12 protein-coding genes and 1 pseudogene are annotated in these 14,427 nt (G+C 71.7%); 4 read left to right on the top strand and 9 right to left on the bottom strand.

Translation table 11 applies throughout. The features are described from left to right. The first annotated feature begins 53 nt into the window (after positions 1-53). A complete protein-coding gene (locus tag AB0D32_RS31275; protein ID WP_357097999.1) occupies positions 54-806 on the top strand; it encodes a hypothetical protein in 753 nt (250 codons plus the stop codon). A gap of 333 nt (positions 807-1,139) precedes the next feature. Here AB0D32_RS31275 and AB0D32_RS31270 read toward each other — a convergent pair whose 3' ends face one another. The 3 genes and pseudogenes from AB0D32_RS31270 to AB0D32_RS31260 all read right to left on the bottom strand — a co-directional run. Beyond that, positions 1,140-1,814: a hypothetical protein gene (locus tag AB0D32_RS31270; protein WP_357097996.1), complete on the bottom strand. Its 675-nt coding sequence runs from the start codon at positions 1,812-1,814 to the stop codon at positions 1,140-1,142. Continuing rightward, positions 1,811-2,617, bottom strand: coding sequence for a zinc-ribbon domain-containing protein (locus AB0D32_RS31265; protein ID WP_357098103.1), 807 nt, complete (start codon positions 2,615-2,617; stop codon positions 1,811-1,813). Before AB0D32_RS31265 ends, AB0D32_RS31270 begins: the two co-directional genes overlap by 4 nt. Before the next feature lie 57 nt (positions 2,618-2,674). After that, positions 2,675-3,121 (bottom strand): annotated as a pseudogene (locus AB0D32_RS31260) (zinc-ribbon domain-containing protein); the annotation flags it as partial. Positions 3,122-3,726: 605 nt separating this feature from the next. Here AB0D32_RS31260 and AB0D32_RS31255 point away from each other — a divergent pair. Then, the gene (locus AB0D32_RS31255) at positions 3,727-4,056 is read left to right on the top strand and encodes a hypothetical protein (protein WP_357097993.1); all 330 of its coding nucleotides are present in this window, start codon (positions 3,727-3,729) and stop codon (positions 4,054-4,056) included. Positions 4,057-4,371: 315 nt separating this feature from the next. On the opposite strand, the gene AB0D32_RS31250 is transcribed toward AB0D32_RS31255, so the two are convergent. Continuing rightward, positions 4,372-6,036, bottom strand: a complete 1,665-nt coding sequence (locus AB0D32_RS31250) for a replication-relaxation family protein (RefSeq protein ID WP_357097990.1) — start codon at positions 6,034-6,036, stop codon at positions 4,372-4,374. A gap of 246 nt (positions 6,037-6,282) precedes the next feature. Here AB0D32_RS31250 and AB0D32_RS31245 point away from each other — a divergent pair, with 246 nt between their 5' ends. Beyond that, entirely contained in the window at positions 6,283-6,744 is a 462-nt protein-coding gene (locus AB0D32_RS31245) for a hypothetical protein (protein ID WP_357097987.1), read from the top strand. A 106-nt stretch (positions 6,745-6,850) separates the two neighbouring features. Then, positions 6,851-7,384, top strand: a complete 534-nt coding sequence (locus tag AB0D32_RS31240; RefSeq protein WP_357097984.1) for a hypothetical protein — start codon at positions 6,851-6,853, stop codon at positions 7,382-7,384. Between the two features lie 594 nt (positions 7,385-7,978). Here AB0D32_RS31240 and AB0D32_RS31235 read toward each other — a convergent pair. The 5 genes from AB0D32_RS31235 to AB0D32_RS31215 form a co-directional block, all read right to left on the bottom strand. Beyond that, on the bottom strand, positions 7,979-8,356 hold the full coding sequence (locus AB0D32_RS31235; RefSeq protein ID WP_357097980.1) for a hypothetical protein: 378 nt from the start codon (positions 8,354-8,356) through the stop codon (positions 7,979-7,981). Between the two features lie 2,932 nt (positions 8,357-11,288). Continuing rightward, positions 11,289-12,590: a hypothetical protein gene (locus tag AB0D32_RS31230; protein ID WP_357097977.1), complete on the bottom strand. Its 1,302-nt coding sequence runs from the start codon at positions 12,588-12,590 to the stop codon at positions 11,289-11,291. Beyond that, positions 12,587-13,657, bottom strand: coding sequence for a tyrosine-type recombinase/integrase (locus tag AB0D32_RS31225; RefSeq protein ID WP_357097974.1), 1,071 nt, complete (start codon positions 13,655-13,657; stop codon positions 12,587-12,589). The genes AB0D32_RS31230 and AB0D32_RS31225 overlap by 4 nt, the downstream gene beginning before the upstream one ends. Beyond that, on the bottom strand, positions 13,654-13,881 hold the full coding sequence (locus AB0D32_RS31220) for a hypothetical protein (RefSeq protein WP_357097971.1): 228 nt from the start codon (positions 13,879-13,881) through the stop codon (positions 13,654-13,656). Before AB0D32_RS31220 ends, AB0D32_RS31225 begins: the two co-directional genes overlap by 4 nt. Positions 13,882-13,984: 103 nt before the next feature. Next, a partial coding sequence (locus AB0D32_RS31215; protein WP_357097968.1) for a hypothetical protein occupies positions 13,985-14,427 on the bottom strand: 443 nt, incomplete at its 5' end.

Below are 14,427 nucleotides of genomic sequence, written 5' to 3'. Positions count from 1 at the left end.
CGCAGCTAGCATAGCGCGTCTGTCGCTGCGGTGCGGAATAAGGGTGGGCTGTGGTGGGACCGGCTGAGTTGATGGTCCTGGAGCGGCGGTTGTCGGCCGAGCGGCTGGGACCGTACCGGGCGGCGTGCGGTGGGGATCTTGCCGCCGCTGTGGCGCTCTACGAGTGGAACGCCGAGGTTTCCGGGGCGCTGGGCACCACGTTGGGCCATCTGGAGGTGCTGCTCCGCAACGCCATGCACGACGCGCTGACCGTATGGTCGACCGCTTGCCACGGCGAGCCGCGCTGGTACCTGGACCCCGGTGACCTGCTGACCGTGGACGCGGCTCGTGACGTGGCCACCGCGCGCCGCCGCGCGACTCGTGACGGCCGCACCGAGGCTCCTGGCAGGGTGGTCGCCGAGCTCACGCTCGGCTTCTGGCGCTACCTGGTGGCCAGCCGGTACGAGCGCACCCTGTGGCTCGATTGCCTCCGCCAGGCGTTCCCGCAGTTGCGGGGGCGCGGTATGCGCCGCGACGTCAGCGACGCGGTCCGTGACCTTCACCTGGCCCGCAACCGGATGGCGCACAACGAGCCGATGTTCAACCGGCCGATCGACGAGCTGCGGACGACGGCGCTGCTGGTCGCCGGATGGATCTGCCCGGTGTCCCGTCAGTGGATCGAAGCGCGGTGCCGGGTGCCTCACCTACTGGCCAGCAGGCCCGGACAGCCGGCGTGGGACAGACGCGACGCGCAGCTGGAAACGAGCGTGCTCGGCCAGCGCGACGGCCTCATCGACGATCACGCCGTGCCGGTACAGCACGGCTAGCTGACGGTCGGCGAGGTGGTCCAAGGCGTCGCGGATCACCGCCACGGGGTGGCCGGTGCGCTCGGCTAGCCGGGGCAGTGTCGTGTCGGTGAGCTGGGCCCGGCCCGTGATGACCAACGTTCGGGAAAGCCACGCTAAGGGTGATCTTGGTTCGGGTTGAAGTGGGTCCCGGAAGGAGGTTGTGGGACGTTTCCGGAACCATGCTCGGCGCGACCACCGCCCCCCACCGTGTGGCGAGTCCGTGACCGCCATCGCCGCGCACTGGGGCGTGGGCCGCTCCACGCTGTACCGGGCGCAGCGACCCGACGGCGGCGCGGATCAGTCGTCGTCGGCTTAGCGTGACTTTCCCGAACGTTGGTCCTCAAGCGCCTGGATGGCGAGGTGGAAGCGGGCGTGCTCGGCGAGCTCGTCGACGTCGTCGACGGGTACACCGTGGCGGCGCAGCACGGCGTAGCGAGAGATGGTGAGGTGGCGCAGGGCGTCGCGGAGCAGGGGCGTGGGATGGCCTGTGCGGGCCTGCAGGCGGGTCAGGGTGGTGTCGATGCCGTCCAGGTCCGTGCAGGCGACGACGGCGGCCACAGCGGCCGCCAGGGCGTCGTCGAGCATCACCGCGGCTGCCGTTGCCGGCGTCCTCGGCGCCGCCGGCACCGGGTCGCCGAGGGCTGCGAGCGCGGTGTTGAGCGCAGCGCGGATGCGGTGCCGTTCCCACGCGTGGCGGCCGGCGCGCAGCTGCTCGGCGAGGTCGGTCAGGGTGTACTCCCACTGCGCGACGGTCGTCGGGTGGCGTGGCTGCACGGCCCGCTCGATGACCCGTGGGGCGGGCACGCTGCGGATCCGGCCGGTGTCGACGTCGGCCTGGTGGCGACGCTGGGCGGTACGCAGCTCGTAGGCGCGTTGCCGGCAGGACCGGTCGCAGTAGCGTCTGCGCCGGCCGGTGGTGGGCTGAACGATGGCGTTGCCGCACCACCCGCACGGCGTCTCGATCTCGCGTTCGGTGTTGGCAGTCATTGGACCGCAGCTTTGCGTCTGGCATCGCGCAGGATCTGCTTGGCGTAGGACTCCGACGCACCGGTGAGCGACGCCAGGAGACCGCCCAACCGGGGGCTGGAAAGCGGTACTCCCTGTGACAGCAGCACCACCAGGCCCGATTCGATCCGGTCCCGCTTCGACGTCGGCGGCCGGCCAGCCGGGGTCGACAGCTCAGCGGCCTGGTGTGGTCTCGGGGCGTACACCGCTCGCTGCCGCACGGGCGGTGGAGTCTGCCGAGGCACGAAGATGGGCACGGTAGCGGTCGGCGGCAGGTATCGGCCGGCAGCGTCCAGGGCAGCCGCGACACGCCGGCCGATCGCCTTGGGGCTGTCCTGCGCACTCACCGTCACGGTGAGACCGCCTGCGAATGGGAGGCCCTGTTCACGGATCCGGATCACCAGGTATCCGGCTGCTTCCATCTGTTCGGTCAACCGCCGGTCCTGGTCGATCCGCGAGCGGTGCGCCAACTCGTCGTACTCGACGACGATGCGCTCCTCGGCGTCGACCAGGTCGCGCATTCCGCGCACCGGCGGTGCCACCGATGGATGCCCGCTGTAGCGCAGTCCGGTGGCTGCTGCCACGGCGACAAGTACCTCGCCCTCGCGGCCCCCACGCGTGGCGTAGCAGGCGGGGCAGCCACGGCCCCTAGTCCGATCAGCGACCTTCTGCTGCCACGTGTGCTCCCGCGCGCACCGCCACCACACCGCTCGGTTCGACCGGGCGGAAAGCGTCCTCGGGTCCAAGCCTCCGTTGAGGTCCACCGCCCACTGCGGCATCAGCATCGGCGCGGCCTGTGGCAGCCGCGGTGCCGGCCGGCGTCCCCCCGCACAGGTCGGACAGCCACGTCCGCGTAGCGCCCGTACCTCGACCTTGGCGTCCCACACGTGGCCAGCCTGGCACCGCCACCACACCCTCGTCGTCGACCCGCATCGCAGCTGTGCCGGGTCGAGTCCGGGGTTCAGGTCAGCTGCCCACTCGGCCAACAGATCGGGTCGACCGACACTGAGACCGGGATGGCGGACACGAGGGCACTGGCCGCACCGACCGGGCGCGGCGGCCTTGCTCGACACCATCGCATGCCAGACGTGCCCCGCCGAGCAGCGCCACCAGACTCGCGTACGTGAGCGGATCGAAACGGTCGCGGGATCGAGGCCCGGGTTGAGATCACGCGCCCACATGGCCAGCAGCTCGGGCACACCCGCCACCGCCCGCAGCGCCTTCTTCCCCGTGCGGCCAGAACTCACCACCACCGCAGGACGTTGAACAGAACTCACATCGGCCAGCATGCCCGGTCGGTCTGTCACCCCCACAACGTGAACTACGGTGGCCCGTCCCGAAGGGGCGGGGCGGCGGACGCCGGACACACGACGGCGGCCGGCACCGTTGAGCGTCCGACACGGCCCTGCGCCGGCCAAAAGTCTGCCTTTTTTTCCAACTTGCTCCGGCAGCGCCGGGCGTCGACGACGTCGACGTCGGGGCCGTGCCCGGCGACAAGAGCCTCTTCTTCTCCAACTTGCTCCGGCGGGGCCAGGACGTCGACCGGGGTGGCAACGCCTCCGGTCGAGGGCCCTGGGTGGTTCCCCGCGATCTGCCTTGGGTGGTTCCTCGGTCGTGGCCCTGGGCGCTTCCGAAAGTCCACCTCGCCTGCCGGCGTGCGGCGGCACGTCAGGACGCTGGCAACGCCCCGGTATGGCTGGTCGACAACTTCTTCGGCACGTCGACGAGCGCGCACTTGAAGTTCAGGCCCGCGCCGCCTGCCCCTTCCCGGCAACGGTCGGTTCCTGTGTTTGGCGGCCAGCCGCGCATATCTTGCTGCGCGCCTGGTGGGTTTCATCTGGTGACGCAGCTCGCCGCGCTCGTTGGCGCGGCTTGGACCACTGGGAGATCCGGCATGTCGTTCTACATCAGTGACTTCGTCGCGGACGTGGGTGCCGCGAACGCGGCGTGGTTCGCGGACGCCGACAACACCCTCGGTGAGAGCGTGGCCGTCGACAACGGCGACGGCACGGTGACGATCGACGAGGACCAGGTGGGGTTGCTGGGCGAGTTGTACGGCGACGACGAGGTGCCTGGGAGTCTCGGCGAGAACGAGGACGGCCTGTTCGTGCGGTTGCCGTACGAGCATCCCGACGGGTCCGGCAACACCGAGTTCCGGTTGACCGAGCGGTTCCTGCCGGCGTCACGCGCGCACGGCGGGGCGGGGCTGCGGTCGCGTCACTGACGTTGCGGCGGCCCGAGAATGCAAGGGGGTGTGTCCCCTCTAAGACGTCATGCCCGGGGCGGCTGGCTCGTCGACGAGCTGGTCCGTCTGGCCGGTGATGCCTGGGTGTGGTCGCGGATCGCGGTGGTGATCGGGTCGCGATCAGGGTGGTGATCGCGGTGATCCGGCGAGGGATCAGGGTGATCAGTTCGGCGGTGTGGCGGGTGGTCGGGGAGAAAAGTCGGGAGCGGTGTGTGGGGTCTCCCGCTGACTGGCTCGCAAAAACCGGCGGGTACGCCGTCCCAGCCTGCCCCGGAGCACCGGCCGTACTCGTGGTCAGTGCGGTGGGGCGAGGCGGGTGCGGATGGTGGCGAGTCGTTCGGTGAGGGTGGGCACCTGGTCGCGTTGGCGGTAGGGCAGTGGCGTGCCGGTGTGGCAGTGCGGGCAGTGCTCGCCGGCGTGCCAGTCGGGGCCGGTCGGGTCGGGCCGGGGGTAGGTGATCGCGCAGGTGTCGCAGACGAGCAAATGTTCGCGGTCGTGGTCGTCGCCGAGCTGGGTGGGGCTGGTGTGGCGGCGGGCCCGCCAACTGGTCCTGGCCCAGACGGCGGCGACCTGGTCGTCGCGGTGGGCCCGGTAGTCCTCGAGTGCCGTCTGCTGGATCTGCGTCCAGGTGGCCTGGGGTGGCTGGTGGAGCTGGTCGACGTCGTAGCCGCGCAGGAGCCGACCGGTGGCCAGGGTGGCGGCAGCGGCACGCAGCCGGGGGTGGTCGTGGTGGGCGGCGGCGAGCAGCTGCTCGGCCTGCCGGTGCCAGGTGGTGGTGTGCCGGTCGGTCAGCATCTGGCGGGCCGGGCCGGCCCGGTCGGGGTCGTCGGGGTCGGCCCACCAGTGCAGGAGCGCGTCGACGAGCTGCGGGTCGTCGTCGGCCAGCGCGGGCAGGTCGGCCGGGTACCAGTGGGTGAGCATGTCGCCGGCGGCGGCACCCAGGAGTCGGGCAACCTGCTCGACGGCGTCGTGGACCTCGCGGAGCCGCTCGACGCGGTCGTGGCGGGCGGTGTCGTCGTCGGCCTGGTCCAGGTGGTGTTGGGCGCGGGCCTGCGCGGCGATCCGCCCGGCGAGCAGCCGCGGCAGGCTGACGTGGGTGACGGTGGCGCCGGAGAGTTGCCACACCGGCTGGTCGACCACCGCGGCGGCGGGGTCGCGTACGAGGCCGCAGGCGGCGATGACGAGGGTGCGGGCGTCGGCGATGTCGCGTCCGGCCTGCCCGCCGTGGACGAGGTTGCCGCGGCTGGCGGCGGCGAGCTGCTTGTCGGCGGCGGCGAGGAAGGTGGCGGCGCGGGCCTGCGTGGTGGTCAGCAGCAGCAGCGGCGGGCAGTGCGGCCACCGGCCTTCCCACGCCCTGGCTTCGGTGTAGGCGAGGTAGCGGTCGACTTTCTGCCGCAGCACGGCCTGGGTCATGGTGGCGAGGTCGACCTCCACGAACGCGGCGGCCTCGCCGGCGACGTCGGCGTGCGCGACGTCGACGAGCAGCATCGCGTCGGGGGTCAGCCGCCGCTGTCGGGTACCGTGACCCGGCCGGGTGGACTGCCATTGCTGCCAGCCGGCCCGGTCCGACCACCACTGCCGCAGTCGCAGGCCTGCGGCGGGGCCGTGGTCGCGGACCGCGAGCCACGTCTCGCCGATCGCGGCCGCGTGGGCCACGTGCAGTCCGGACGGGTGCTGCCGGCCTGGTGCGGCCGCCGTGCCGGCCACGAGGCGGGCGCCGGCGACGCGAAGCCACCAGTGCCGGGGCGCGGACCCCGCTTCCCGGCCCGGGCGGACCGCGTCGACCAGGCCGGCGGCACGGAGTCGGTCCAGGCGGTGGCGGACCGTACGGACCGGTGCGGCGGTGGCCCGGGCCAGCTGGTCGGTGGTCAAGATCCGATGATCGTTGAGCAGGACCAGCAGGTCGTGTGACGGGCCGCCGGAGGTCCGTAGCCGCTGCACGAACGCCCGATCCGACACGACGGCGCTGCCTCCCGCGATCTCGCTGCCTCTGGCCACCACCGGTGACACAGACAGTGTCAGTCGCCTGTCGAGCCGAATCTGTCACAGGCGGCGCGACCTGCGGTGTGAGAGCGGTCAGGGTTGCCGTTCGGGTCCGAAGCAAACGGCAACCGATGACAGGGCACCAAGCGGACAACCAACCCTCCGCTGCACAACGCACAGCGCCTTTCCCCGCACGCAGCGCATCGGGCATCATGCATGCCCATGGGACTTCTGGACTCGCTGCGAAAGCGCCGTGCCGTCAAGGAACTCGAACTGCATCGTTGGGCCAACCATGCCGCGCTGATGGAGACCGCTGCGGGGCTCTCCGTCGCGGTGGTGCAGTGTCACGACGACACCTGGCAGTTCGTCGAGCGTCACGCCTCCCGCCGTGATCACTGGAGGTCTCCTGACCCGGCGCCGATGTCAGACCGCCAGGATTCGATGGTTGAGGTGCGGCTGTCCGGGCCTCAACTGGCCATAGCCATTGAAGCGCTGGCCATCGTCGCCGACATCCCGTTCATGCGAGGTCACTACACGGCGGAGTCTCGGGCGATCGCCACAAGGCTGTACGTCGAGATCCGCGACGTCCTCAAGCAGTACGACGCGGGTGAACCTGGCGTCGCCATCCCTGCCATCGTCCTCGATGACCAGATCGGCACGGCGCCCACCGGCGGTGGGCGATGATCGACCGAGGTGCGCCCGGATCCGGGTCGCGTTCGTGCGCGTGGGCGTGGGCGGCTCGCGGAACTCGCGTATCGGCGGCCCCTGACCGACACCCGGGCGGTTCTCGGTGACCGCCACGGATGCCGAGCACCCGCGGTACGGCTACGGCCGGGGCGGGCGGCCGCTGTGGTCGTCACGTGACCGCGACGCGGAGAAGCTGCGTAAGGTGCTGCGCCAAGCCGGGCTGCGGGATTTCGACGAGCGGCACCTGGACGGCTTCGCGGTCGAGGGCGCCAACGCCAGCCAGGACGGGCCAGAGCCGTTCATCGTCACCTACTGCGACACCGTCGGCGTGCCGGAGACTACGGCCCGTTACCGGGCGATTCTGGAGCGAGCCGGCTACCAGGTCGAACCGGACCCGCTCGACGAGCGGGCGCTGCTGGTGCCACGACAGACCACCCAGGCGACAACGGCGGCAACGGGGCGGCGGATGATGGCGACCGCCGTGGTGTGCGCGGTAGTGGCCACGTTGGCGCTGCTCGCCTCCTGGACCGGATCCGGTGCGGTGCGGCTCGCCGGTGGAGTCGGCTCGGCCGTGTGCGGCGTGCTGGCGGCGTTCCTGGCCGGCTTGTGGTACCGGCGCCGCGCGGGCCTGGACTGAGACTCGCCGCTGTCACCACGAGGTGAGGATTCTGGGAACGGATGTGAGGGTGGCTGGTCCGCGCGGCCAGCTGCCGCCCCCACCGCTTCGCGCGCGCGTTTTGTCGTCTGCACGTTCACACCCGACACCACCTCGACCGCATGGCAGGCCGAGTTGCGGTTCCGGCGCAGTTCAGGGCACCCCTCGCGGTGTCATTCTGAGATTCGGCGCGCGTGACTACCGTCGACGGTGCCGCCCGACCGCCGGCCCCTGATCCGGGCTCCCCCGCCCCGGTTCGCAGGTCTTGTGGGTTCGCACGTTCCCCAGCCCGGCCGGCTCGATGCCCTGGCTGATCCGCGCCCGTGTCACCTGGCCGATCGTGAGCCTGATCGCCGTGGTCGGGTCCCGTGTCGTGGTGACCAGTTCGGTGGGGCCGTGCGGCTTCGGGGGGAGAAAAAGGGGGCTGGCACTCCTGGGGTCTCCCACCATGTTCCCCACGGACATCACCCCGGGGGCACCCCGGCCGGCACCGGCTCGCCGTTACCAACACCTACGACCGGCCGGGGCGACCAGGAACCCGACGCGCGGCTGCCCGACTGAGCGGCCTCCTGGTCGTCACCGCGTGAGCGTCGCCCAGACCTGGCTGGCGCCGATCGGGTCGATGGCGCGCAGGTTCACCGGCACGTCGAGCACGACCAGATGCGCGCGGCCGGAGTTGTCCGGACCCGGGGCGATCAGGTCCTGCACAGCCGTCTCGATCGCGCCGTCGGCAGCGCCGGGTTCCGGTACGCCCAGCAGCTTCGCGGCGACCTCGGCCGGGAACGGGCCGCCCTGCCACTCGATCTCCCATGTTCGCCCACCCTTGCCTTGCCACCAGTCGAGGTTGGTAGCGCCGTTGAGCGCGCAGGTGTCCCGCAGAGAGGACATGACCCGCCCCAACGCCTCGAAGTACCGCTGCGGGTTGGCCACCAGGTGGTGCGACTGATCCGTCATGGACTGCTCAACGAACCGAGCCGGGGTCAGGTCCGCCTGTGCCCCTGGTGATCCCGGGCGTGACCGTACCGATCATCGGCTGATCCTCACGGTCGATCCCGGTGTCCCTCGTGGCCCCGGGGAGAGTTTTCTGTCGCCTGGGTTCGGGGTCGTTGGTTCAGCCGTCGCCGAAAAACGCAGGCCACCGGGTACGGCGAGTGTGGAAACTCGTCAGCGCGTGAGCTGCCCTACCCGCGCGTTTCGCGGCCCTTTACCGGCAGAGATCCGACCCGCCCCTACCCGCCGAGGCTGGTGGATCACCGGCGGGTGCCCGCGCCGAGGGCTGGCGGCCAGCCTGCCGGGCGCCGTTGGCGGCCGATCACCAACAACCGCGCGGCCCCGACCCAACCCGGACCCTTCCCCGCGCTGGTTGGCATCACCGCCGTCGGTGATCGGCGGTACGCAGGGCGCACTGATGGCGTCAGATCGTCGTTCGGATCGCCAACGAACCGGTGATCGGATCAGTGTTCGAACACTGATCCGATCAACGACTGGTTTTTGTTCGTGTTGGTGATCGGTCGCTGTTTCGTCGGTGATCGGTCGGTGGTTCGTCGCTGATCGGCGCGCGGCCACGGCAGGGCCATGGGCGGGGCGGACAGGGTTGCCCTGCCCGTCCCGTCCCGGGGATCCGGATCCGGTAGCCAGGTGATTGGACGGATTGGCCAGTCGCTGGTCCTGGGTGAGGGTGGGCTGCTCGTGCGGTGTCCCGCTGGCGGCGGGGTCGCGGTGCGGCGTGGTCCGGCTGGGTGCCGGATCGCCGGGAACGGCCGCCTGGTGCTGGGAGGCGGCCGGGTGGTGAGACCTGGGTGCGGACCTACGCGCGTCCCGCCCCGTCCCGTCCCGGGAGACCCCGGGACCTGAATCCCGACGCAGGTCTGGGCGCGGGTCTGCGGACAGACCCGTGCGCTTGACCTGGTCGAGTTCGCACCCACGACCTGGACCTGGACCTGAGTCCGGACCTGCGTCAGACCTGGGTCCGGATCTAGGTCCGACCACAGGTCTGACGCAGGTCTGGCGCGGGTCTTGGTCCAGGTCGTCGAGGAAGGACGCGGCGCTGGCCAACGGTGTCCCTCCCTGCTGCTGAGTGACCGGCGGCGGGCCCGGAACCCGGCGGCGGTGGTGGGGAGCGTGGTCCGGCTGGCGGCCAGGTCGCTGGCGTCGAGCGGTCGCGGTGTCCGGCTGGCTGTCGGGTCGCGTGCGGCGGTGTCCGGCTGGCTGCCAGGTCGCGCAGGGTCGTGCGGGCTGAGCATGCACGGCAACGGGCGGTGTTGCAAGCAGGCGTACCGAAACGTCGGTTCCCGACCCGACCCGTTCCCGTCCCGACCCGGGGATCTGGATTCCGAAGGCTCGCGACCTGCCGGATCTGCAGGTTTCCGGCCGGTCCCGGCCGGACACCGGCCGGGGCAGGCGGTCTTGCCCTCGCCGTTCGGGCACAGGTTCGCGCGCGCTGGTGGGCGGTAGGTGGGATACCTCTTATCAGTCGGCCCCGGTACGCCGGCCGCTTCACCGTCTGCCACCAGGGGAGGTGGCTTGAACACGGGTGAGGGTTCAGGCGAGCGGTCCCCGTCGTTGGATTCCTCGTTGGAACCCTCGTTAGATCCCTCTGGTGAGCGCGGTCCCATGAACAGCGGGTGCCTGCCCTCGCTCGGCCGGCGGCGGGGTGCTCCACGAGGATCGAGCGGCCATCCGAGCCTCGTGAAGCACCTGCGCCTACCAGCTGGCCCTGTAGTTGGCCCTACGGGCGGGGCCGGGCGGCGTGGCAACTCTTCCCGGCTGCCGGGGATGTCGGTAAGGGTGTGCGGTGATCTTCGACATTGCGCTGACAAGGGCGGCCGGGAGCGGTTACCAGTCGTCCTTGGACATCATGTTTTCGAGCTCCGGTGCGTTGGGCACGTGATCGGCAACTGTTTCGACACCACGTTCGTCAGGGACGGTGGCCCCGGGACCGCAACCGTTTGCATTCGTCCGCCGTCAACCCGTTACCCGTTGGTAGCGCCGATCGGTGGACACGGCGAAGGGTGCGCGCCATCGACGGCTAGGTGTCACCTCTACCGCACCACACCGTCGAAGGGCAGCACGGCCGGCACCCGGGGAGTGACGGGTGCCGGCCGCACGTCCTACCGGGGGAGCGCGAGGGCTGTGGCGGCGGGCGAGGACCAGCGCGGCGAGCTGCCCAGCGACAACGGGCTAGGTAACGCCGGCCGAGGATGGACAGCCGGCCGGGACGATAACGCCTACGCGCGGCCAGACCTCCTGCCGGTCATCGACCGGCTACGCGGCAACCAGGGCCGTTTCCCGCATGGTCGACGCTGAGCAGCAACGGCTCACCAGCGGCCGGAACGCACCGATGCCCACCAGCGCGCCCGCTGCCACCCCGACCCCCGCGGCGGACCGCGAACTGGAGGAACTACGAACCAGGTCCAGGCGTATCACCCGAGAACTCGCTGCCCTTGGCCGGCGAATGCACAAGCTGCGCCGGCAGATCGAGGCCCACCAGAAGCGCCGATCCGTCTAACCCAGCCACCCCCGGCTACGCGACTCCACCACCCGTTCACGGTGGCCAACCTGCCGCATGCCATGCGCCGTGTGTCCCGCCCTGGTCAACCAAGGGGTCGAGTATCGAAACTGAGCCGCTGTCCCCAGCAGCGTCGGGATTGTGGTGCGGGGCCGGCGCCCCACCCCTGTGGCGCCGGCCCCCTGCCGCGCCGTCGACGGGTGCCACACGGGGGAGGGCACTCTTCGTCGGCGGCGCATCCCCTCGCCGTGATCATCGATCGAGGCCGTCGATGGTGACGGCACCGCCGGGGGCAAGGTGACCTTGCCCCCGGGGGCGTCGAGGTTGGCGCGTCTTGTGGGTTGGCGCGTTGGGGCCGCCGTGGCGGGCTTGGCCGGGTCAGTGGTGCAGGCGGCGCAGCAGCGTGCCGCCGTGGGTGTGGTTGTGTAGGTAGTCGGCGAGTGCTGCCAGGGCGGCGCCGGGCGGTGGTGGTTGCTCAGGCTGGCGGGTGCGGGCGGGTCGGCATTTCGGGGCGGGGCCGCGTCGTTTCAGGGGGGCGCCCACGGCGGCGGCGTGCAGTTTCCGCACCTCGGCGTCGATGGCGTGGATGCCGGTCTCGCCGCGTAGTGGCAGGGGTGGCTCGTCCCAGGTGTCGGCGTCGTTCGGCGGCTGGAGGCCGTTGAGTGGGTCGGCCTTGGTGGTGGCGGCGTGGAACACGCTCAGCGCGGCGGCGGCGTAGGTGCGGGCGGCCCGCTCGGCGCGTTCGGCCAGGTCGGTGACGTGTGTGGTGGCGAGGGTGGCGCGCTGGCGGGCGGTCTTCTGCCACAGCTGGTGCACTTTGGCGGCCTGTTTGGTCACCGTGGCGGGCAGGACGGCGGCGGGCGTCGGCGGTTCGATGTTCGCTTCGCTCTCGGCCGCGAGCTGCATGGCGCGTGCGGTGCTCCACGCGGTGACCAGCGCGCGGTAGAACGTGCGGTGCTGGCCGAGCAGCTCGTCGGCTCGTGCGGGCCACGGCTCGGCGTCGGCGCCGTCGGGGTGCCGGGCGGTGACGGTTGGATAGGCGGCGGTGTGTGCGGCGTGCTGGTTGCGGTAGAAGTCGCGGCCCCGGTCGGTGATGCGGTAGCCGTCCGCGCACCTCTCGGCCAGCGGCGGTATGTGCCGGTCGATCAGCACGTGCTCGATCGTCTTCGAGTAGCCCCAGGTGAGTGGTTGGCCGCGCTGGTCGACCGCCCACAGCAGGGCCAGGACCTCCCACGCGCGCTCACTGAGTCCGACCTTCGGTTTCGTGCCGGTGTCCAGGGAGGTGCCGGCGCGGGCGGCGGCCCGGCCGGCCCGGGTCAACGCCACGGTGTGCATCACCCCGAACGCGGTGCCTCGGATGTTGCGGGTGATCAGCCCCCGGCTGGCCAGGGCCGCCATCGTGGAGCCGTTGCCTTGGTTGTCCCACCCGTGCATGTCCAGGCGTGCCTGCAGGTCGGTGACGCCGAAAGCCCTCCGGTCGGAGGGATCGTGGGCGAAGTCGATACGCCGCCACTCGACCGCCGGGGTGCCGTCGAACATTCCCCGGGCCGCGTCGCGGCGCCGGCTCGCTTCTTTCTGCTGGTCGATGTCGTAGATGGCGCGCAGGGTGCCCTGCTGACGGTCGTTGAGTTCCGTCCAGGCGGCCACCGCCGCCGGCGAGGTGCGGGCCTTGGTGGTCATGCCGCCGCCCCCTCGGCTGATTCCGTCGAATCGTCGCCGTCGTCGACGGTGAGGTACGCGGCGAGGGTGTAGGCGGGGGCCCGGTCGAGGCGCTGGCCGCCGTGGTCGTAGCGGCGGGTGGTGCGGGCGTCGGCGTGCCCGAGTTGCTCCTGGACGTCCTCCAGGCGGGCGCCGGCGTCGCGGGCGAGGGTGGCGCAGGTGTGCCGCAGCACGTGCGGGCTCATCTTGACGGGGATGCCGGCGGTGGTGGCGAGGCGGCGCAGCAGCCGCCACACCGCGCCCCGGTCGAGGCGGGCGCCGCTGGCGGTGGCCACCAGCGGCCGGCGCGGCCGAACGCCGGCCTGCCCCGCCGGTACCGGCAGCCCGGCGGCCGCGAGGTCGGCGCGGCCGGCGAGGTAGGTGTCCAGGCGGCGGGTGACCGGGGCCGGCAGCGCCACCAGGTGCTCCCCGCCCCCTTTGGCTACGAACCGCAGGACGCGGTGGTTGCGGTTGTGGTCGAGCTGCTCGACGTCGGCGCCGACGAGCTCGCCGACGCGCAGCCCGGTGTAGAGCAGTAGGGCGACGACCGTGGCGGTGCGGGCGGCCTGGGGGCCGGTGTCGGCGTCGGCGGTGGCGAGCAGCGCCTCGGCCTGGGCGCGAGACAGCCCGGGGGTCTTGGAGCGCTTCTGGTCGGTCTTGGGTTTCTGCTTGGGGTTGATGGCGGCGGGGTTGGCCCGGTCGGTGCGGTCCTCGGCGATCAACCACGAGTAGAACGCGCTGACGGCGGCGAGGCGGCGGGCCCGGGTCGCCGCCGACGCGCCGCCGGAGGCCTCCTGGGCGCGCAGCCACGCGTGGGTGTGCACACGGCGGGCCTCGGTGAGCGGGTCGACGTCGGAGGCGGCCAGGAACGTCAGCCAGTGCCGCAGGTCCCGCTGGTAGGCGGCCCGGGTGTGTGGGGAGGCGTACCCGATGAGCCACTCGCGCAGCAGCTCCTCGAGTTCACCGCCGCCGGCGGCGGCCCCCACGGTGGGGGCCCCACCATGGGGGGCCGCGACGGCGGGCAGCAGTTCGCCGGACAGCACGGTCACCGGATCCTCCGATCGCGTTGTTCGGCGCTATCGAGAGCGCCACGGTCGGCTGGCGGCAGCTCGGCGTCCAGGTAGACGGTGACGCCGTCACCGGATCGGCGCGGCCGCGGTGAGCTCTCCCGAGTGATGGTGAGGGCCTGGCCGATGGCCAACGCCGCGGCGTTGGCCTGGTCGACGTCGTCGGCGACGATCCGCACCCTGATCATTGGCTTGTCGGTGGTCATGCGGTGCGGCCTCCCGGGTGGTCGGAGATGATCGGGGTGCGCGGGTCGGGGCCAGTTCGGATGGTCCCGACCCGCGCGTGGAGCAACCCGGCGAGGTGTCCGCTCAGGCACCGGTTCGCAGGTTGAACATGGTGCCGGCCTCGCCTGCGGTGTCCAGGGTGGTCCGCAGCGTGTTGACGGTCGAGGCGACGGCAAGCAGCTTCGTCGCGGCCTGGGTGACGTAGTGGGCGGCGCTACCGGGCGGCGCGTCGCCGTCGTCTTCCGCGTAGGAATACAGCCGAGGGCTGTCGGCGAACTGCTCGGTGCGGGCGCCCAGCGCTTGGAACAGCTCGGCGAGGTTGGGCATCGCGTCGCGCAGGATGAGACAGACGTCGCTGACCACGTTCGGCGCCGGCAGCGCCTTGGACACGTCCTGCGGGTGGTCGGTCACGGTGGCCAGGTAGCGGGCCAACTCGCGGATCTGGGCCACGGCGGCCAGGGTGTGCTCCCGGCTGGGCTGGTCGTGCGGGTGCAGGTGCGCGATGAGGTCGGCGGCGGGCATGGTCT

It is taken from the genome of Micromonospora sp. NPDC048170, assembly GCF_040652795.1.
Taxonomy (GTDB): Bacteria; Actinomycetota; Actinomycetes; order Mycobacteriales; family Micromonosporaceae; genus Micromonospora.
This window is presented reverse-complemented; position numbering and strand designations above follow the sequence as displayed.

Excerpts from the sequence above, each read along its gene's own strand:
- AB0D32_RS31270 (WP_357097996.1), bottom strand. The coding sequence starts at position 1,814 with ATGACTGCCAACACCGAACGCGAGATCGAGACGCCGTGCGGGTGGTGC.
- AB0D32_RS31265 (WP_357098103.1), bottom strand. The coding sequence starts at position 2,617 with ATGCTGATGCCGCAGTGGGCGGTGGACCTCAACGGAGGCTTGGACCCG.
- AB0D32_RS31255 (WP_357097993.1), top strand. The coding sequence starts at position 3,727 with ATGTCGTTCTACATCAGTGACTTCGTCGCGGACGTGGGTGCCGCGAAC.
- AB0D32_RS31245 (WP_357097987.1), top strand. The coding sequence starts at position 6,283 with ATGGGACTTCTGGACTCGCTGCGAAAGCGCCGTGCCGTCAAGGAACTC.
- AB0D32_RS31235 (WP_357097980.1), bottom strand. The coding sequence starts at position 8,356 with ATGACGGATCAGTCGCACCACCTGGTGGCCAACCCGCAGCGGTACTTC.
- AB0D32_RS31230 (WP_357097977.1), bottom strand. The coding sequence starts at position 12,590 with ATGACCACCAAGGCCCGCACCTCGCCGGCGGCGGTGGCCGCCTGGACG.
- AB0D32_RS31220 (WP_357097971.1), bottom strand. The coding sequence starts at position 13,881 with ATGACCACCGACAAGCCAATGATCAGGGTGCGGATCGTCGCCGACGAC.